We start from the raw sequence: 16764 nt of genomic DNA on the forward strand, positions 1-16764 counted from the left end.
GACCACCGGAAACCCCGTTTCTGCACGTCGTATAAAATGTTCTTTAAACACGCCGACCCGGTTTTGTCGGATATGGCCGTGCAATGGCAGCAACAACAGCACGATATGCAGCAAGCTCAACAAAGCCGGGGAAATTACAACGCCTTTTCCGATTTTCTAAAATACTGATCGATTAAGATGAAGATAAAAGCAACAGTTCGCAGACGTTTCCTGTTCTCATGGGTAGTTTTGTTTTCTGCCTGTACGTCTAACCAACCGTCAGAATCAACTGCTAAAAGCGAGAGTAGCGATGCAGTGGTAAAAAGCATTTCCGAGGTCCCGATAGTTGAAAGTCGAATGGTTTATTTCGAAGGAGGCGATTTTATGATGGGCTCCGATAAGGGAACCCCGCAGGAGTATCCGTCCCATGAAGTGCATGTTCAGGCATTTGAGATTGACAAGTACCCGGTGACAGTGAATGAATTTCGTCATTTTATTGAGGCGACGGGGTACCGAACAGATGCAGATAAGTTTGGCGATTCTGGCGTTTTCGACCTGAATAGTTCCAGCTGGAAACTTATTCCCAAGGCCAACTGGGAATATCCGTTTGGGCCCAACCATGCCAAAGCAGAAAATAATCATCCGGTCACTCATGTTAGCTGGAATGATGCGGTAGCTTATGCCTCCTGGGCCGGAAAGCGACTACCGACTGAAGCTGAATGGGAGTTTGCGGCCACTTGTGGCGGGAAAAGTGCGACGTTTTTCAGTTGGGGCGATCAGTTAGTGGTCAACGGAAAGTATATGGCAAATGTATGGCAGGGCAGTGATTTTTCTACCCAACAGGGAGAGGATGGGTATGTTTTTACTTCTCCGGTTGGCCACTATGGCGAAACTTCCTGTGGAATGTCCGATATGGGGGGTAATGTTTGGAACTGGTGTTCCGATGTCTATAAACCTTACCCTGGAGGTACAGTTGGTAATCCTCTAAATGCAGAATTAAAATCCATTAGAGGAGGTTCCTTTTTCTTCGATCAGAGTGGTGAACATAGTTACTCTGTAACTGGACGCTCATCCAATACATCAGAAACATCTCTTTTCAACACGGGATTCAGGTGCGCAAAAAATATTGATTAAATTTTTGATTGGATTATTTACTTAATCCTAAGAAAGGCATTTCTCCTTGGAAATACGATTTTGGGAATAATGTAATTGATTGAATAATAGCGTTTTGTTTGCCGTTTGGACGACGGGTTTACAGGTGTGTTTTCTCGTAGCCGGTAATCAAATTTTTTAAAAAAAACTCTGATGTTTATTACCGGAGGTGTACCTAGCCCACTTCAAAGAAAACCTGATTTATTCGACAAAGAGATAACTGAAAGTGATTTGCACTGATGCCTGTATTGATGCTAAAAAGAGGCTGTCTAAAAAGTATAGGCAGCCTCTTCCTCCTCAATTACGGCAATGATTGTTTTAGCAGCCACCTTCCTCTCCGGAAGCTTTATCCCGATACCATTTCAATGGATAAGAAGACGGGCGCTCAATGGGCAATCCATACAATCTGTCCATAACCAAGGACGCCAATACGCCCAGTGCCCTGGATACTCCAAAAAGTACCGTGTAGAATGAATATTCTTTAATTCCGTAGTGGTAGAGCAATGCTCCGGAGTAAGCATCTACATTTGGCCAGGGATTGCTGATTTTTCCGACACTTCCCAAAATCGGCGGAACCACTTCATACAAGTTGTTTACGGTATTGATCAATTTGTCGTGGGTAATATACTTGTCGGCAAATTCTTTCTGCGCGGTGAAACGTGGATCAGTCACGCGTAATACGGCATGTCCGTATCCTGGCACAACCCGTCCTGCTTCCAGTGTTTTTTGCACATAATCGGCGAGTTGTTCTTTGGTTGGTTCATCCGAGCCAATTTCATTCATCAATTCAAAAATCCAGTTGATGACATCCTGGTTGGCATACCCATGAAGCGGACCGGCAAGGCCAAGCATTCCGGCTCCCAATGCATAATAGGGGTTACTGAGGGCCGAACCTACCAGGTGTGTGGTATGGGCAGATACGTTACCGCCCTCGTGATCGGCATGAATGACCATGTACAAGCGCATCAGGCGTTTTACTTCATCCGAATCATGTCCCATCATGTGAGCCAGGTTTCCTGCCCAGTCCAGTCTCGGGTCGGGTTCTATGTGTTTGTCTTTGAAATAGTTTCTGCGATAGATGTAAGCCGCAATACGGGGTAGCCTGGCGATTAGGTTCATGACATCGTCGTACATGAAGTCCCAGTAGTATTTTTTGTTAACGCCAGAGCGATAAGCTTTCTGGAAAACCGATTCGGTGGCCATGGCTACAATGGCAGCGCTAAATTGGGTCATGGGGCGGGCTGATTTGGGCATTGCGTCAATCACGTCAAACACATGTTGCGGAACGTGCGAACGGGTTGACCAGTCTTTGGAGATGTTAAACACGTCTTCCTGTTCAGGGATTTCTCCCACCAGCATCAGGTAGTACAAGCCTTCAGGGAGAGGTTCTCCTGCCGGGTCCAAACGGGGCAGTTTTTCGCGCAACTCGGGGATGGAATAGCCCCGGAAGGTAATACCGGTGTTGGCATCAAGCTTGGAGGTATCGGTGATCAAACTTGGTACGCCCTTCATACCGGTCATTACCTGGCCGATGGTAACATTGGCAATTACTTTATCGGCATGTTCGGTTTTCAATTTCTGGTACTCACCGATGCATTTGCTCGCTTTTTCGTAAAATCTATTCTTTATGTATTCCATTTCGTAATTATTTTTATTGATTCGTTATTGCATAAGTTAATGAATATTTCTGATTATTTCATCAGCAAATTCTGTTGTTGAAAGCAGGGTGGCGCCTTCCATCATGGCATGCAGGTCGGAGGTTACACGTCTTTTGGCGAATGTGTGTTCCATGGCGTCAAAAATATGCTCAGCAGCTTCGTTCCAGCCAAGGTATTCCAGCATCATCACGCCGGAGAGGATGAGTGAACTTGGATTGGCTTTTCCGGTACCCGCAATCGTAGGGGCCGTACCGTGGGTGGCTTCAAAAATAGCATAACCGCTATCGTAATTGATATTTGCCCCCGGCGAAATACCGATTCCACCAACCATGGCTGCCAGCTGATCGGAGATGTAATCACCGTTCAAGTTCAAGGTGGCAATCACCGAATGATCGTAGGGATGCAAGAGGCTTTCCTGTAAAAATGCATCGGTAATGACATCTTTCAGGATGACTTTCCGGTCGTGTTGAGCCTGCTCCAGTGCCTTTTTTGCATCCAACAGGCCTTTTCCCGATTCAATTTGCTGGTATTGTCTCCAGGTAAACACCTGCCCTCCAAATTCTTTTTCAGCTAGGTCGTAACCCCAATTTTTAAACGCACCTTCCGTAAACTTCATGATGTTTCCTTTGTGAACCAAGGTGACCGAAGGCAGTTGCCTTTCAATGGCATACTGAATAGCTGCCCGGATCAGACGTTCCGATCCGTCTTTTGAAACGGGTTTTACCCCAAATGAAGAACTTTTAGGGAATCGGATTTGGGTGGTCACGCCCATTTCCTTCACCAGAAAATCGTAAAATTTTTGGGTCTGTTCCTCACCGGCCATAAATTCAATTCCGGCATAAATATCTTCGGTGTTTTCGCGGAAAATGTGCAAATCGACCAGCTCCGGGTAGCGGATAGGCGAGGGCACACCTTTGAACCAGCGCACGGGCCGTAGGCACACGTACAGATCGAGGGTTTGGCGCAGGGCCACATTCAGCGACCGGATGCCGCCTCCCACCGGGGTTTCGAGTGGTCCTTTGATTCCTACCAGGTATTCCCTGAATGCTTCCAACGTCTCGTTGGGCAAATAGCTGCCTGTTTCGCGGAAAGCCTTTTGTCCTGCCAATACTTCTTTCCAAATTAGTTTACGCTGGCTACCGTATGCTTTTTCGACGGCAGCATCCAGCACACGCTGACTTGGATGGCTGATGTCCTTTCCAATGCCGTCCCCCTCGATAAACGGGATTACCGGTTTGTCGGGGACTACCAGCCGTTGGTTATGTATCGCAATTTTTTTGTCCATGTTAGTTCGCCGAAAGTTTTAGCTGCAAATTTTCGTCAATCGCATTCAAAAAAGCTTCTGTTGTGAGGTAGTGCTCCTTTTTCAGGTCTTTCTCGTGAATGATCAGTGCCAGGTCTTTAGTCATTTTTCCGCTTTCTACAGTTTCGATGCAGACTTGCTCCAGCGTTTCGGCAAAATTGATGAGCCTTTCATTGCTGTCGAGTTTTCCGCGGAAAGCCAATCCCCGGGTCCAGGCAAAAATGGAAGCTATCGGGTTGGTTGATGTTGGATTACCTTGCTGATGCTCCCGGTAATGCCGGGTCACGGTTCCGTGTGCGGCTTCGGCTTCCATCGTTTGGCCATCCGGGGTAATCAAGGTCGATGTCATCAGTCCAAGTGAGCCAAATCCCTGGGCGACGGTGTCTGATTGCACATCGCCGTCGTAGTTTTTACAGGCCCACACGAATCCACCTTCCCATTTCATAGCCGCAGCTACCATGTCATCAATCAACCGGTGTTCGTAAGTGATACCGGCTTCGGCAAATTTCTCTTTGAATTCGGTTTCAAAAACTTCCTGGAAGATGTCTTTAAAACGGCCATCGTATTTTTTCAGAATGGTGTTTTTAGTTGACATGTAAAGCGGCCAGCCTTTTGCCAATGCCTGGTTCATGCAGGCATGGGCAAAGCCGAAGATCGACTCGTCGGTGTTGTACATGGCCATGGCCACACCGTCGCCCTCAAAATTGTAAACGTCGAACGATTGTGGCTTGCTGCCGTCTTCGGGCGTGAAGGTGATGGTGAGCTTACCTTTTCCTTTGGTTGTGAAATCGGTTGCACGATATTGATCGCCAAAGGCATGGCGCCCAATGCAGATGGGTTTTTTCCAGCCCGGAACCAAGCGGGGAATATTATTGATGATAATGGGCTCGCGAAAAACGGTGCCGCCCAAAATATTGCGGATGGTACCGTTTGGCGATTTCCACATCTTTTTCAGTTTGAATTCTTCCACCCGTGCTTCATCGGGCGTGATGGTGGCACATTTGATGCCGACCCCGTGTTGTTGGATGGCATGTGCCGCGTCAATAGTCACCTGGTCATCCGTCAGGTCGCGGTTTTCCATTCCCAAATCGTAATATTTGATGTCGATATCCAGATAGGGGAAGATGAGTTTTTCTTTTATGAATGACCAAATAACCCGGGTCATTTCATCTCCGTCCAGTTCCACCACTGGATTTGCTACTTTAATTTTTTCCATTTTTTCGGGTGCGAATTATTATTGACTAGTTATTTTGTTTTTTGATCAGGTTTAAGGCCGAACCAGCTCTAAACCATTCTATCTGCTGCTCGTTGTAGGTGTGGTTGACGACCACTGTATCCTTGGAGCCATCGGCATGTGACACTTCAATTTTCAAGGGTTTGCCAGGTGCAAAATCAACCAGGTCCAGGAAGTTGAACGTGTCATCTTCCTGAATTTTCTCATAATCAGTCTCGGTGGCAAAAGTGAGCGCCAGCATGCCTTGCTTTTTCAGGTTGGTTTCGTGGATGCGTGCAAACGATTTTACGATGACCGCTTTTACGCCCAGGTGACGTGGCTCCATGGCTGCATGTTCGCGCGACGAACCTTCGCCGTAATTGTGGTCGCCTATCACGATGGTTGGAATACCGGCTGCTTTGTATGCGCGCTGTACTTTTGGTACTTCATCGTATTCCCCGGTCAGCTGATTTTTTACCTTGTTGGTTTCGCCGTTGAAAGCATTGACTGCCCCAATCAGCATGTTGTTGGAGATGTTGTCCAGGTGACCGCGGAAACGCAGCCAGGGCCCTGCCATCGAAATGTGGTCGGTGGTACATTTACCTTCGGCTTTAATCAGCAATTTTGCTCCGGTTATGTTGTTGCCGTCCCATGCAGGAAAGGCGCTTAACAGTTGCAACCTGCCTGAATCGGGTGCTACAGCAACATTGACAGAGGAACCGTCTTCTGCCGGGGCTTGATAGCCGGCATCTTCTACAGCAAATCCGTTGCGTGGTAATTCTTCGCCGGTTGGCGGATCCAGTTTTACTTCCTGCCCGTCTTCGTTGATCAATTTGTCGGTGAGGGGGTTGAAGGTTAAATCACCGGCAATGGCAAGCGCAGTCACCAGTTCGGGCGAGGCAACAAAAGCGTGCGTGTTGGGATTTCCGTCGGCCCGTTTCGAGAAGTTTCGGTTAAAGGAATGGACAATGGTGTTTTTTTCTCCTTTGTCGGCTCCTTCGCGGTTCCATTGTCCAATGCAGGGGCCGCAGGCATTCGCAAACACGCTGGCGCCAATTTTTTCAAAAATGTCGATAAAGCCATCACGTTCAATGGTGTAGCGAACTTGTTCGGAGCCCGGAGTAATGGTGAATTTTGATTTTGTTTTCAGCTTTTTATCGACTGCTTGTTTGGCCAACGAGGCTGCGCGCGAGATATCTTCATACGATGAGTTGGTGCAGGATCCGATCAGCCCAACTTCAATCTTGGTAGGCCATCCGTTTTCTTTGGCCACTTCGGCCATCTTTGAAATTGGAGTGGCCCGGTCGGGGGTGAACGGCCCGTTCAGGTGGGGTTCCAGTTCATCCAAATTGATTTCGATCAGTTGATCGAAATATTTTTCGGGAGACGCATAGACTTCCGGGTCGGCCGTCAGGTGATTTTTGATACCGTTGGCCAGATCGGCTACAGCTGCACGACCAGTTGCACGCAGGTAGCGCTCCATCGATTCGTCGTAACCAAAGGTTGAAGTCGTTGCCCCAACTTCGGCGCCCATGTTACAGATGGTTCCTTTTCCGGTTGCTGAGAGCGATTTTGCACCTTCGCCAAAATATTCAATGATGTAACCGGTTCCGCCCTTTACGGTGAGCAACCCGGCCACTTTCAGTATCACATCCTTCGGGGCTGTCCAGCCATGCAGTTTTCCGGTCAGTTTTACGCCAATCAGCTTCGGGAACTTGAGTTCCCAGGCCATGCCGGCCATCACGTCAACGGCATCAGCGCCACCAACACCAATGGCAATCATGCCCAACCCGCCAGCATTCACCGTGTGCGAGTCGGTCCCAATCATCATTCCTCCGGGAAAGGCATAATTTTCCAACACTACCTGGTGGATGATGCCTGCTCCGGGTTTCCAGAAGCCAATGCCGTATTTATTTGACACGGATTCCAAAAAGTCGAATACTTCTTTATTGTTTTGAAGGGCAAACTGCAAGTCGGTACGCCCGCCAACACTGGCTTGGATCAGGTGGTCGCAATGTACCGTTGACGGAACAGCTGTTTTGGCTTTTCCTGCGTTCATAAATTGCAGTAAGGCCATTTGGGCTGTTGCATCCTGCATGGCCACACGGTCTGGCGCAAAGTCAACATAGTCGGCCCCGCGTTTGAAGTTCTCTACTTTATCCGGGTTGAACAAGTGGGCATACAAGATTTTTTCGGAAAGGGTGAGCGGTTTTTGTAACACGTTTCTGGCCTTTTCTATACGAGGGCCAAAATTCCCGTAGGTTTTTTCTATTAATTCCAGATCAAACATATGTGTGGTTTTTTTATCAATTAATTTTCGGTTGAATTTTTACTTCCCTTAACAAAAACAGGGGCTAAAGGTTTCCGGTTACGGCCTCAAGATATCAAAAAATCTGTTTTAAATTATATAGCTATGTGTATATATGTACTAAAGCAATCATGCCTCTTTTTCAGAAGCCGTCACTCTGGGGTGGGATTTTTATTTTAAACATTAACCGTTTTCGCCGGGGGAACTAGAGCACGACCCATTTTTGTTCTGTCGCACTTTTTGCAATGGCATCAATTACCTTCATGTTTCCAATGGCATCGCTGAGCGGGGTGGGAACGGGAGTATTTTCCAGGATCGCCAGACAAAACGCATCAGCCTGAAGCGAATATTGGTCAACCGGACCTAATTCAATTATCCGCTGTTCTTCTTTGGTGATGAGTTCAATTTTTGTGGTTTCAGCGGGCGGCGCATTTACCGGAATTTCAACAACAATTTGTCCGCGATCGCCCAGGATGTTGACGCGCTGGTAGGGCATCAATTGCGTGGAGCAGGTGAATGTGGCCGTTTTCCCGGAACCAAATTTCAACATGCCGGAGGTGAGTCGGTCGGTGCCCATTTGCGGGTCAAATTCCATCATGCCAACCACTGCATCCGGTTCATCCCGAAAGATAAACCTGGGAAAAGAGATGCAATAACAGCCGATGTCCATCAGCGCACCGCCGCCAACTTTGGGTTTGTTGCGGATGTTTTGCGGGTCGGTATTATAATAGGAGAAGAAAGCGTGGATTGTTTTTACTTCGCCAACAGCGCCGGATTCGATGAGCCGGGCTGTTTCCTTCCATTGCGGGTGAAAACGGTACATGAATGCTTCCATTACTTTCAGGTTGGGAAAGTTTGCAGCTGCCTTGGCCACTAACGTTGCTTGTTCGGCGTTCATGCCGATCGGTTTTTCACAAAGCACATGTTTCCCGGCTTCAAGCGCTTTCAAGGTCCATTGCACATGCTGGTCGTTTGGCAGTGGATTATAGACGGCATCAATATCCGGGTCATTCAGCAGTTCATCGTACGAACCGTAAGATTTTTCAATCGAAAGGTCATTCGCTGCTTTTTGTGCTTTTGCCAGATCGCGCGAGGAAATGGCTGTTACCAGGCTGAACGGGCTTTGTTGAATGGCCGGGATGACTTTGGTCAAGCCGATTTTTGCGGTACTCAGGATTCCCCATCTGATTTTTCGGTTTGCAGAAGTTGCTTTCATAGGTATTGATTTTTTGTTTTTGATCAGCTTAAAGATACTAAAAATGGCCACCCTGCGAGGTAGCCATTTTATTCGATTAGTGGGGATAAACCGTTTAGATTTCTATTTTCAGGATGGTGTCAACCAGCTGGCGTTTGTTGAACGGGATTTCGATCAGTGTTCCAAATTCGGTGGTTTTAAAGTTGACTTTTGCCCCGTCGTCGAATAATTTTATGGATTTTATTTTGCTGTTCAAGTTGTGAATCAGCAGATTTTCCTCACTCAATTCCAGTATGTGCAGGTAAATTGTATTTCCCTTTTGAGTGGTGGCACCCCAGTTTGTTGGCTTTATTGGTCCTTTGCGGGTTCCGTAGATCGTTTCGCCGTATTTTTCCAGCCAGTTGCCCATAATCATTAGGGTGTCGATGTTTTCGGGCTGGATTTGTCCGTTGGGCATGGGGCCGGTATTCAGCAGGAAGTTTGCCCCGTAACCGGCGGCTTTTACCATTGTTTGAATAAGCTGTTTCGACGATTTGTAGCCTTGATCCTTCAGGTTGAACCCCCAGCTGCCGTTCATCGTTTCGCACATTTCGAGCGGAAGTTCCGAAATGGTGCCGGTTTGGTTGAAACCCATCGTATTTTCGCCGGGAAGGTCTCGTTCGAACATCTGGAAATCTTCGCCCGGAATTGGGGATTTATGATGGTTGCTGCCAATCAGGGCACCGGGTTGCAGTTTGTGAATTAGCGCGTAGGTTTCGTCCAGGCGCCAGTTGGCGTCCCATTGGTCCCACATGCCGTCAAACCAGATTCCGCCCACCTCTCCGTAGTTGGTCAGCAATTCGCTTAGCTGGGCATTCATATAGTCAATATAGGCGTTCCAGTCGCCGCTTTCCGGACGTCCGGTGTAACCTTTGCCCGTGTTTCCGCGCGGGTAATAATCGGAGTGGTGCCAATCCAGTTGTGAGTAATAAAAGAAAAGCTTGATGCCCTGTTTGTCGCATTCTTCTTTCAGCTGCTTTAAAATGTCTTTCCCGTAAGGGGTGCGGTCCACCACATCGTAATCGCTCACTTTCGAATCGTACATGGCAAAACCGTCGTGGTGTTTGCTGGTGATGGTAATGTATTTCATCCCGGCTTTTTTTACCATTGAAACCCATTCTTCCGGATCAAATTTGGTGGGATTGAAAAAGGACGGCAACTTTTCGTATTGCCTAATTGGAATTTGCTTTTGGTTCATAATCCACTCGGCAATGCCGTAATCGCCTCCGCCGGCCATGACCGAATAGACGCCCCAATGAACGAACAGACCGAATTTGGCGTCCTGAAACCATTCGCGGTTGGCCAGGTTTTCTACCGAGGGTTGATATTTTTCTTGTGCGAAACTCATGTTTAACAGAAGGAACATGAATGCTGTGAAAAGTAATTTTTTCATCGGTTTTGATTTAGTTGGTTAACTGTGCTGTAATGTGCTGATAAAATTACATGAAAAATTGAGATCCAGCTGATGTTGTTAGGCAGTAGCGGTTGATGTTTCGCATGAAGTGCTTAATTAACTAATTTGCGGGATTCAGATCTGGAAATCCTTAATAGTCAGGGTTTTTTTAGAATTATTCTGTATTAGCAGGATTTGCTGTGGTATTTTGGTATCTAAATGTATTGATATGTAGTTGATTGAACGTGTGGCAGTATCAAATGTGTTTTTAAAAGCATCTGTCAGGGTTTTGCGATTTGCTTGTTTCGTTATAAACTTACACTGCAAATGAAGATTTTAGCGCCTGCGTGACGCAGGTTGGTTAACTAATAAAACCATTTAGAATGACAAAAACGATTTTGGGGGTTATCCTGGTGGTGATTTTTTCGTTGTTGTTGCTGAATCTGCTCACAGAGGAAGAATACTACAACCTGAAACTTGAACAGTTGAAACAGGAGTATGCCATTAAGCCGGTTCCGTCAGTTGACCACCGGAAATTGCCGGAGCTGCAGCGCGAATTTGCTACGCCTCAGGAGGTTACCGAAACGTGTATTGGCTGCCACACCGAGCGGCACCGCGAAGTGATGAACTCGGCCCACTGGAACTGGGAACGGGTTTCATATGTTGAGGGCAGGGGGGTAGCTGCTGCCGGAAAGAAGAATGTGCTTAACAATTTCTGCCTTGGTGCGCAATCCAATGAGTTGAGTTGTGCCAAATGCCACATTGGTTTCGGCATGACAAACGACCACTTCGACTTCAACAATGCCCGAAATGTAGATTGCATGGTTTGCCACGACAACAGCGATGAGTACCTCAAAGGTTCGTCCACAGCCGGATACCCCGACAGGTCGGTGAACCTGACCAAGGTTGCCCAGAGTGTTGGTCCTCCGGAAAAAATAAATTGCGGCAGTTGCCATTTTTACAGTGGCGGTGGCAACAATGTAAAGCATGGCGATCTGGAAGAAGCGCAATTGGCTTGCGACCGGGATGTTGATGTGCACATGGCCGCCAATGGTATGGATATGTCTTGTGTGGATTGTCATACCGCTGAAAATCACCAGATCAAGGGGCGTCTCTATTCGGTTTCGTCAACCAATAACAATCGCGCCACCTGCGAACAGTGCCATTCCAATACACCCCATTTTGATGATATGCTGAACCGGCACAATGCCAAAGTGAGCTGTCAGGCCTGCCATATTCCAACTTATGCCAAGGCAAACCCAACCAAAATGTCGTGGAAATGGTCGGAAGCGGGTAAGCTTCGCGATGGCCAGCCCTATCAGGAAGTCAACGAGGACCACACTTGGGAATATCAGTCTATAAAAGGGGAATTTGTTTGGGCGACGAATGTGGTTCCCGATTACATGTGGTTTAACGGAACGGCCGATCACTATTTGCTGGGCGATACAATTCAGTCTGTACCGGTGCAGATGAACCGGCTTTTTGGTTCGCACGACGATAAAAACTCGAAAATCATTCCGGTAAAAATTCATACCGGTGACCAAATTTACGATATTAAATACAAGACACTGATTCAGCCTAAGCTATTTTCGCCGGTTACTGGCGATAGCGCCTTCTGGAAAGACTTCGACTGGCAAACTGCCGCTGAGGCTGGTATGAAGCGGGTTGGATTGCCGTATAGCGGCGAATATGCATTTGTGGAAACTCAAATGTACTGGCCGGTCAATCACATGGTGGCGCCAAAAGATCAATCCGTAGGTTGTGCTGAATGCCATACCCGCGACAATGGGCGGCTTGCCCGATTGGAAGGTTTCTACCTTCCTGGCCGCGACTACAACAAACGGCTCGACGCGTCCGGCATTTTTCTCTTCTTTGCAGCATTGGGGGCCGTTGTTTTGCATGGCGCATTCCGCATTGTGGTGGCTATTCGCCGGAAAACGTATGAGGCCGAGGTGATTGACTATGAAAAAGAAGAACCAATTCAGTAAAAAGAACGGATTATGAAACGCGTATATATTTACAAAGGCTTTGAACGTTTCTGGCACTGGACACAGGCTGCCCTGATTATTTTTCTGGCGTTTACCGGTTTCGAGGTGCATGGTACCTTCGACCTGTTAGGTTTTGAACAGGCTGCCCGTTTTCACCGCGTGGCTTCCTGGATGCTTATCGGATTGATCGTTTTTGCCATCTTCTGGCATGTGGTAACCGGCGAGTGGAAGCAGTACATCCCCACTTCAAAAAAATTGATCGACCAGGTGCGTTATTACAGTATTGGCATGTTCAAGGGGGAAAAGCATCCAACTCAAAAAACGCAGCTACGAAAACTGAACCCGCTTCAGCGGTTGGTCTATCTTAGTTTTAAACTGATTTTGGTGCCCATTACGGTGATCTCCGGAATCCTTTATATGTTCCACAAAACCATCGACAGAAACAATATTGTCGTTGTTCAGGATATTTCTCTCGAATCGCTGGCCTTTTGGCATACCTTGGGCGCCTTCCTGCTGATGGTGTTTCTGGTGGTGCACGTGTACATGACTACTACGGGACACACGCCAACATCCAATATCCAGGCTATGCTTACCGGCTACGAGGAACTGGAAGATGAAACCGATCAGGCAGCAGTAAGCGATAACTTGAAAAGTGATTCAAAACCCAAAAAGACAACGTTATGAACCAGCCCAAACCTTACATGAACCCCTATCTGGCGGGTTTTTTACTCGGCATGGTGTTGTTGGCCACCATTTACATCACCGGGCGCGGATTGGGAGCGAGTGGTGCTTTTAAGAGTGTGGTGATCGCTACCGTAGAGTCGGTAGCGCCCCAACATGCCGAAAACACAGCTTATTACAAAGATTTTGCTGAGCAGAACCCTGACGGTCCGTGGAAAAACTGGCTTGTTTTTGAAGTTATTGGCGTTTTTATCGGCGCTTTTTTCTCGGGCGTGCTGGCAAACCGGGTTGGCTTAAAGTTGGAAAAAGGGCCCCGGGCAACCACAACCATTCGGATTATTGGCGCTCTGGTGGGCGGGGCTTTGTTTGGCTTTGGCTCGCAACTGGGGCGAGGCTGTACCAGCGGCTCGGCCCTGAGCGGAATGGCTGTCCTTTCGCTGGGCGGTATCCTCACCATGCTGGCCATCTTTGGGGCAGCCTATGCACTGGCGTATTTTTTCAGAAAACTTTGGCTTAAATAACAGTCTATGGGACCATTAGTACCTTATATCATCAGCGAAGAGTTTAGTCTCGTCATTGCCTTGCTGCTCGGAATAGCTTTTGGCTTTATTCTGGAACAGGCAGGTTTTTCATCTACTAAAAAACTGGTTGGCCTTTTTTATGGGTATGATTTTACGGTGTTACGCGTGTTTTTTACAGCCGGTATCACCGCCATGGCGGGTGTGTTGCTATTGGGCCATTACGGCCTGCTCGATCTCGATATCATTTATGTGAACCCAACGTTTCTGCAATCCGCATTGCTGGGTGGCGCCATTATGGGGGCAGGCTTCATTATTGGTGGTTTTTGCCCGGGTACAAGTGTTTGTGCTGCTGCTATCGGGAAGTTGGATGCGATGACCTTTATTTTTGGATCAATCCTTGGCGTTTGGGTATTTACCGAAAGTTTCCCGCTACTCGAAAATTTTTATACTGCCAATAATATGGGAAATATGCGTATCTCCGATTTTTTGGGGATGAGCAACATTCAATTCGGCTTTATCCTGGCCGCCGTGGCTGTTATGGCTTTTGTGGCTACCTGGTTTATCGAGAGCAAGGTGAACAACCGGACAACATCGGTTCCCCATCCGTTGGGGACGAAATACCTGTTGGCCGGCGGTGTGTTATTTGTGGTTTTGGCGGTTGTCGCGTTCCTGCCTGGAAGAGACGATATCATCAAATCGCGCATTGCCGAAGCAAAACGGCAGCAGAAGTGTGTGTTTCGTGAAATGTCGGCTGACAAACTGGCCAACGAAATCGTGAACAACTATTATGCGATCAATGTAATTGATGTGCGCACCCCGGAAGAGTTTGATAAATTTCATATTCCCATGGCTATCAATATGCCTTTCGATCGTATGATGGACCGGCAGTGGGAGAGTATTTTACGACAGCGTATGAAAACCAATATATTTTATGCCGATAGTGATACGCTGGTGAAGATGGCTTGTTTGAAAGCCAATTATATCGGAAAGTCGGACAATTTTATTTTGCACGAAACAGCCGGCGAATTTCAGCAGATGTTTTTCATGGCAGATGCCCCGCCTCCCGGATCGCCCAAACACCTGAACGAAGTATATAATTTTCGCTCCCAGGCTGCCGCCGGCATGCAAAGTTTGGTCAATTCCTTGAAAAACATTGGGGCACCTGTAAAAAAAGAGGTGACAAAAGTGCGTGGCGGTTGTTAATGCTGCATCCTTAAAAACGACAAGTACTTTAACCCGGTTAAAAAGCCGGGTTTTTTACTGCCGGTTATTTGTAAAAAGGGCAGGAGTCATTTTCTGAAAAATGAGAAATGAACGCTTCCGTAGTTTCGTTGTTCTGTGAACTGCGTGTAGTTTGAAAAATCGTAGTTTTTTGAATGTTCCAGAATGAACAGGCCGCCTGGTTTTAAAATTTCTTTAGAGAGGATTACAGTCGGAATCTCGGCAAATTGTTTGTGGTCATAAGGCGGATCAGCAAAAATAAGGTCGTAGGTTTTGGCGGTTTTTTCCACAAAAACGAATGCATTGGCCTTGATGGCCTTAATATGTCTTTCGCCCAGCTTGGCAATCACTTCCTGGATGAACCGGTGATGGTGAAAGTTTTGTTCCACGCTGGTGATGTCCTGACAGCCGCGCGAAGCAAATTCAAACGAAATACTTCCAGTGCCCGAAAACAGATCCAGTACGGTGATTTGTTCAAAATCAACCTTGTTTTGCAGAATGTTAAACAGGCTTTCTTTGGCCATATCCGTGGTTGGCCTTGCCTTAAAACTTTTTCCAGGGGTGAACTGACGCCCTTTGTATTGACCTCCTACGATACGCATGAAAAACTGTTAAAAAGGTTAGCAAACCGGGCATCCGGGAGCCGGTCGATTAAATAACTGTAGTGTAGGTTCTTATTGTTGACGGCAATTTGCACCGTATTGAAATATTGACGTAGCCGGTGATAAATCTCCGCGTGCTTGTTTACCATGCCGTCCAGAATTACGGTTGACGGTTCGCTGCCCATGCTGTTTACCGCTCCTAAAATATAGTACAACTGATCCGTTTCGCCTTCGTAGTAGAAGCTGTTGTAAAAACGCATCTGCTGGTCGTAGGCCCAAATGGCCAGCTGTTTTCTGAACACGCGTATCTTCAGGATATTTTTCCCGGGTGAAAGATCGGAAAGTGATACCAATAAATCATTTTGAATCTCGATCCCCGGATGCTTTTCTTTCAGGAATTCATGAAGCTCGTGATGGATACCGAATACAGCTATCGAGTCGGCTTGAGGTAATTTTGTATATAGAATATCTTCCCCTCCCGATGCGTTAAACGTAAACTGGTACAGCCGGGCCGCTTCTTCGGGTTGAAACAGGCTTGCAGGTACCAAGGTGGTTTTTTCCGGGGCCGTATAGTACAGATTTGTTTTTTTATACGGTAATTCCAGCAGATCAGCCTCCTGATAAACTGATTTAATTTTTTTTAGCTGGAAGCCGGGATCATTCGTGAACGTATCCTGATGAAACAGATAAACTACCTTATTCTGAATACTGTCCAGGATAGAAAAAGAAAATCCATCCAGGCTAACCTGGATGGACAGAATATATTCCGGTGTAAAATTTAAATCGAAAGTTTCGTCAACCAGCGATATATTTTGCATAGTGCTTTTTATTCCCAGTTACCGGCATTGTTGTTTGCTTCAGTAAGTGAACCTACTTTCAGTCCGGGATATTTTTCGTTGGCACGTCTTTGGTCATTCAGGTTGATAACCAATTGATGATCCAGATTTTTCAGGATGGTATTATTGTGTGCTTTGGCTTCAAAAACAGGAACCTGAATGCCTGAGCCGGTTGTAATAATAGTTGCTCCAAGGTGGAATTCTGCTATCGTATCCTGAACCGGTACGTATTTGATTTGTTCAATCGGGTACGTACGGCCAAATAAAGTGTCCAGAACGTTGATCCGGATCGTGTCACGAATAATTGCTCCTTTTTTGATGGCGGTTTCTTCATTCCAGCCAGCTTCGATCATACTGTCAGTAAGCATACCGATTTTACGAACCAAAGGAAGTGAATCGTGTTTTACAAAGTTAATCAGGGTATCCCAACTTCCGGTAAACTTTCCGTTAACATCTTTGTAGGCCAACTGCGCCTTGCGGATATCCTTCAAACGCTGCACTGTAGCATCATATCTTTCTTTTTTTGCTTTCTCAAAGTCAATTGGTCGCTGAACACTATTATAAATTAAGTATCCGAGGACAATGGCGATAGCTACAAGTGCGATCTGAATTGCTGTCTTCATCTTTGATTTTTTAAGATTAGTTTTTGTTTGCTTGCAAATTTATAAAAAAAAT

At 46.8% G+C, this 16764-nt stretch carries 14 protein-coding genes; 5 read left to right on the forward strand and 9 right to left on the reverse strand.

What is annotated here, in order from left to right; all coding sequences use genetic code 11:
• Nucleotides 1–177: 177 nt before the first annotated feature.
• Nucleotides 178–1113 (forward strand): formylglycine-generating enzyme family protein, encoded by a 936-nt coding sequence (locus tag N2K84_RS10900; RefSeq protein WP_282591843.1) that lies wholly within the window; start codon nt 178–180, stop codon nt 1111–1113.
• A gap of 336 nt (nt 1114–1449) precedes the next feature.
• Here N2K84_RS10900 and N2K84_RS10905 read toward each other — a convergent pair whose 3' ends face one another.
• The 6 genes from N2K84_RS10905 to N2K84_RS10930 all read right to left on the reverse strand — a co-directional run bounded on the left by N2K84_RS10905 (nt 1450) and on the right by N2K84_RS10930 (nt 10195).
• Nucleotides 1450–2769, reverse strand: a complete 1320-nt coding sequence (locus N2K84_RS10905; RefSeq protein ID WP_282591844.1) for a citrate (Si)-synthase — start codon at nt 2767–2769, stop codon at nt 1450–1452.
• 36 nt (nt 2770–2805) lie between these two features.
• The gene (gene icd / locus N2K84_RS10910; RefSeq protein WP_282591845.1) at nt 2806–4074 is read right to left on the reverse strand and encodes an NADP-dependent isocitrate dehydrogenase; all 1269 of its coding nucleotides are present in this window, start codon (nt 4072–4074) and stop codon (nt 2806–2808) included.
• 1 nt (nt 4075) lies between these two features.
• Entirely contained in the window at nt 4076–5308 is a 1233-nt protein-coding gene (locus tag N2K84_RS10915) for an NADP-dependent isocitrate dehydrogenase (RefSeq protein ID WP_282591846.1), read from the reverse strand.
• A 25-nt stretch (nt 5309–5333) separates the two neighbouring features.
• Nucleotides 5334–7595 (reverse strand): aconitate hydratase, encoded by a 2262-nt coding sequence (locus N2K84_RS10920; RefSeq protein ID WP_282591847.1) that lies wholly within the window; start codon nt 7593–7595, stop codon nt 5334–5336.
• A gap of 223 nt (nt 7596–7818) precedes the next feature.
• Complete coding sequence (locus N2K84_RS10925) at nt 7819–8829, reverse strand: Gfo/Idh/MocA family protein (protein ID WP_282591848.1); 1011 nt, start codon at nt 8827–8829, stop codon at nt 7819–7821.
• Nucleotides 8830–8923: 94 nt separating this feature from the next.
• Complete coding sequence (locus N2K84_RS10930; RefSeq protein WP_282591849.1) at nt 8924–10195, reverse strand: alpha-L-fucosidase; 1272 nt, start codon at nt 10193–10195, stop codon at nt 8924–8926.
• A gap of 428 nt (nt 10196–10623) precedes the next feature.
• Between N2K84_RS10930 and N2K84_RS10935 the strand changes: the two genes are divergently transcribed.
• Genes N2K84_RS10935 through N2K84_RS10950 form a run of 4 tightly spaced genes read left to right on the forward strand, consistent with a single transcriptional unit; the run spans nt 10624 to nt 14633 of the window.
• A complete protein-coding gene (locus N2K84_RS10935; RefSeq protein WP_282591850.1) occupies nt 10624–12228 on the forward strand; it encodes a tetrathionate reductase family octaheme c-type cytochrome in 1605 nt (534 codons plus the stop codon).
• A 12-nt stretch (nt 12229–12240) separates the two neighbouring features.
• Nucleotides 12241–12912, forward strand: a complete 672-nt coding sequence (locus N2K84_RS10940; RefSeq protein WP_282591851.1) for a cytochrome b/b6 domain-containing protein — start codon at nt 12241–12243, stop codon at nt 12910–12912.
• Nucleotides 12909–13430: a YeeE/YedE thiosulfate transporter family protein gene (locus tag N2K84_RS10945; protein WP_282591852.1), complete on the forward strand. Its 522-nt coding sequence runs from the start codon at nt 12909–12911 to the stop codon at nt 13428–13430. Before N2K84_RS10940 ends, N2K84_RS10945 begins: the two co-directional genes overlap by 4 nt.
• Nucleotides 13431–13436: 6 nt before the next feature.
• Nucleotides 13437–14633 (forward strand): YeeE/YedE thiosulfate transporter family protein, encoded by a 1197-nt coding sequence (locus N2K84_RS10950; protein WP_282591853.1) that lies wholly within the window; start codon nt 13437–13439, stop codon nt 14631–14633.
• Nucleotides 14634–14719: 86 nt separating this feature from the next.
• Here the strand turns inward: N2K84_RS10950 and rsmD are convergent, their stop codons facing one another.
• From rsmD to N2K84_RS10965, 3 genes are read right to left on the reverse strand one after another with little or no spacing between them, the layout of a single operon-like run.
• Nucleotides 14720–15253 carry a 16S rRNA (guanine(966)-N(2))-methyltransferase RsmD gene (gene rsmD / locus N2K84_RS10955; RefSeq protein ID WP_282591854.1) on the reverse strand — a complete coding sequence of 178 codons (534 nt, stop codon included), beginning with the start codon at nt 15251–15253 and terminating at the stop codon, nt 14720–14722.
• Nucleotides 15241–16071, reverse strand: coding sequence for a DUF3822 family protein (locus N2K84_RS10960; RefSeq protein WP_282591855.1), 831 nt, complete (start codon nt 16069–16071; stop codon nt 15241–15243). The genes rsmD and N2K84_RS10960 overlap by 13 nt, the downstream gene beginning before the upstream one ends.
• An 8-nt stretch (nt 16072–16079) precedes the next feature.
• The gene (locus N2K84_RS10965) at nt 16080–16712 is read right to left on the reverse strand and encodes a hypothetical protein (protein WP_282591856.1); all 633 of its coding nucleotides are present in this window, start codon (nt 16710–16712) and stop codon (nt 16080–16082) included.
• Between the last annotated feature and the right edge of the window lie 52 nt (nt 16713–16764).

Origin of the sequence: Gaoshiqia sediminis (genome assembly GCF_025907915.1) — a bacterium.
GTDB lineage: Bacteria > Bacteroidota > Bacteroidia > Bacteroidales > Prolixibacteraceae > Gaoshiqia > Gaoshiqia sediminis.

Coding starts and splice junctions, on each gene's coding strand:
- N2K84_RS10900 (WP_282591843.1), top strand. CDS start 178: ATGAAGATAAAAGCAACAGTTCGCAGACGTTTCCTGTTCTCATGGGTA.
- N2K84_RS10905 (WP_282591844.1), bottom strand. CDS start 2,769: ATGGAATACATAAAGAATAGATTTTACGAAAAAGCGAGCAAATGCATC.
- icd (WP_282591845.1), bottom strand. CDS start 4,074: ATGGACAAAAAAATTGCGATACATAACCAACGGCTGGTAGTCCCCGAC.
- N2K84_RS10915 (WP_282591846.1), bottom strand. CDS start 5,308: ATGGAAAAAATTAAAGTAGCAAATCCAGTGGTGGAACTGGACGGAGAT.
- N2K84_RS10920 (WP_282591847.1), bottom strand. CDS start 7,595: ATGTTTGATCTGGAATTAATAGAAAAAACCTACGGGAATTTTGGCCCT.
- N2K84_RS10925 (WP_282591848.1), bottom strand. CDS start 8,829: ATGAAAGCAACTTCTGCAAACCGAAAAATCAGATGGGGAATCCTGAGT.
- N2K84_RS10930 (WP_282591849.1), bottom strand. CDS start 10,195: ATGAGTTTCGCACAAGAAAAATATCAACCCTCGGTAGAAAACCTGGCC.
- N2K84_RS10935 (WP_282591850.1), top strand. CDS start 10,624: ATGACAAAAACGATTTTGGGGGTTATCCTGGTGGTGATTTTTTCGTTG.
- N2K84_RS10940 (WP_282591851.1), top strand. CDS start 12,241: ATGAAACGCGTATATATTTACAAAGGCTTTGAACGTTTCTGGCACTGG.
- N2K84_RS10945 (WP_282591852.1), top strand. CDS start 12,909: ATGAACCAGCCCAAACCTTACATGAACCCCTATCTGGCGGGTTTTTTA.
- N2K84_RS10950 (WP_282591853.1), top strand. CDS start 13,437: ATGGGACCATTAGTACCTTATATCATCAGCGAAGAGTTTAGTCTCGTC.
- rsmD (WP_282591854.1), bottom strand. CDS start 15,253: ATGCGTATCGTAGGAGGTCAATACAAAGGGCGTCAGTTCACCCCTGGA.
- N2K84_RS10960 (WP_282591855.1), bottom strand. CDS start 16,071: ATGCAAAATATATCGCTGGTTGACGAAACTTTCGATTTAAATTTTACA.
- N2K84_RS10965 (WP_282591856.1), bottom strand. CDS start 16,712: ATGAAGACAGCAATTCAGATCGCACTTGTAGCTATCGCCATTGTCCTC.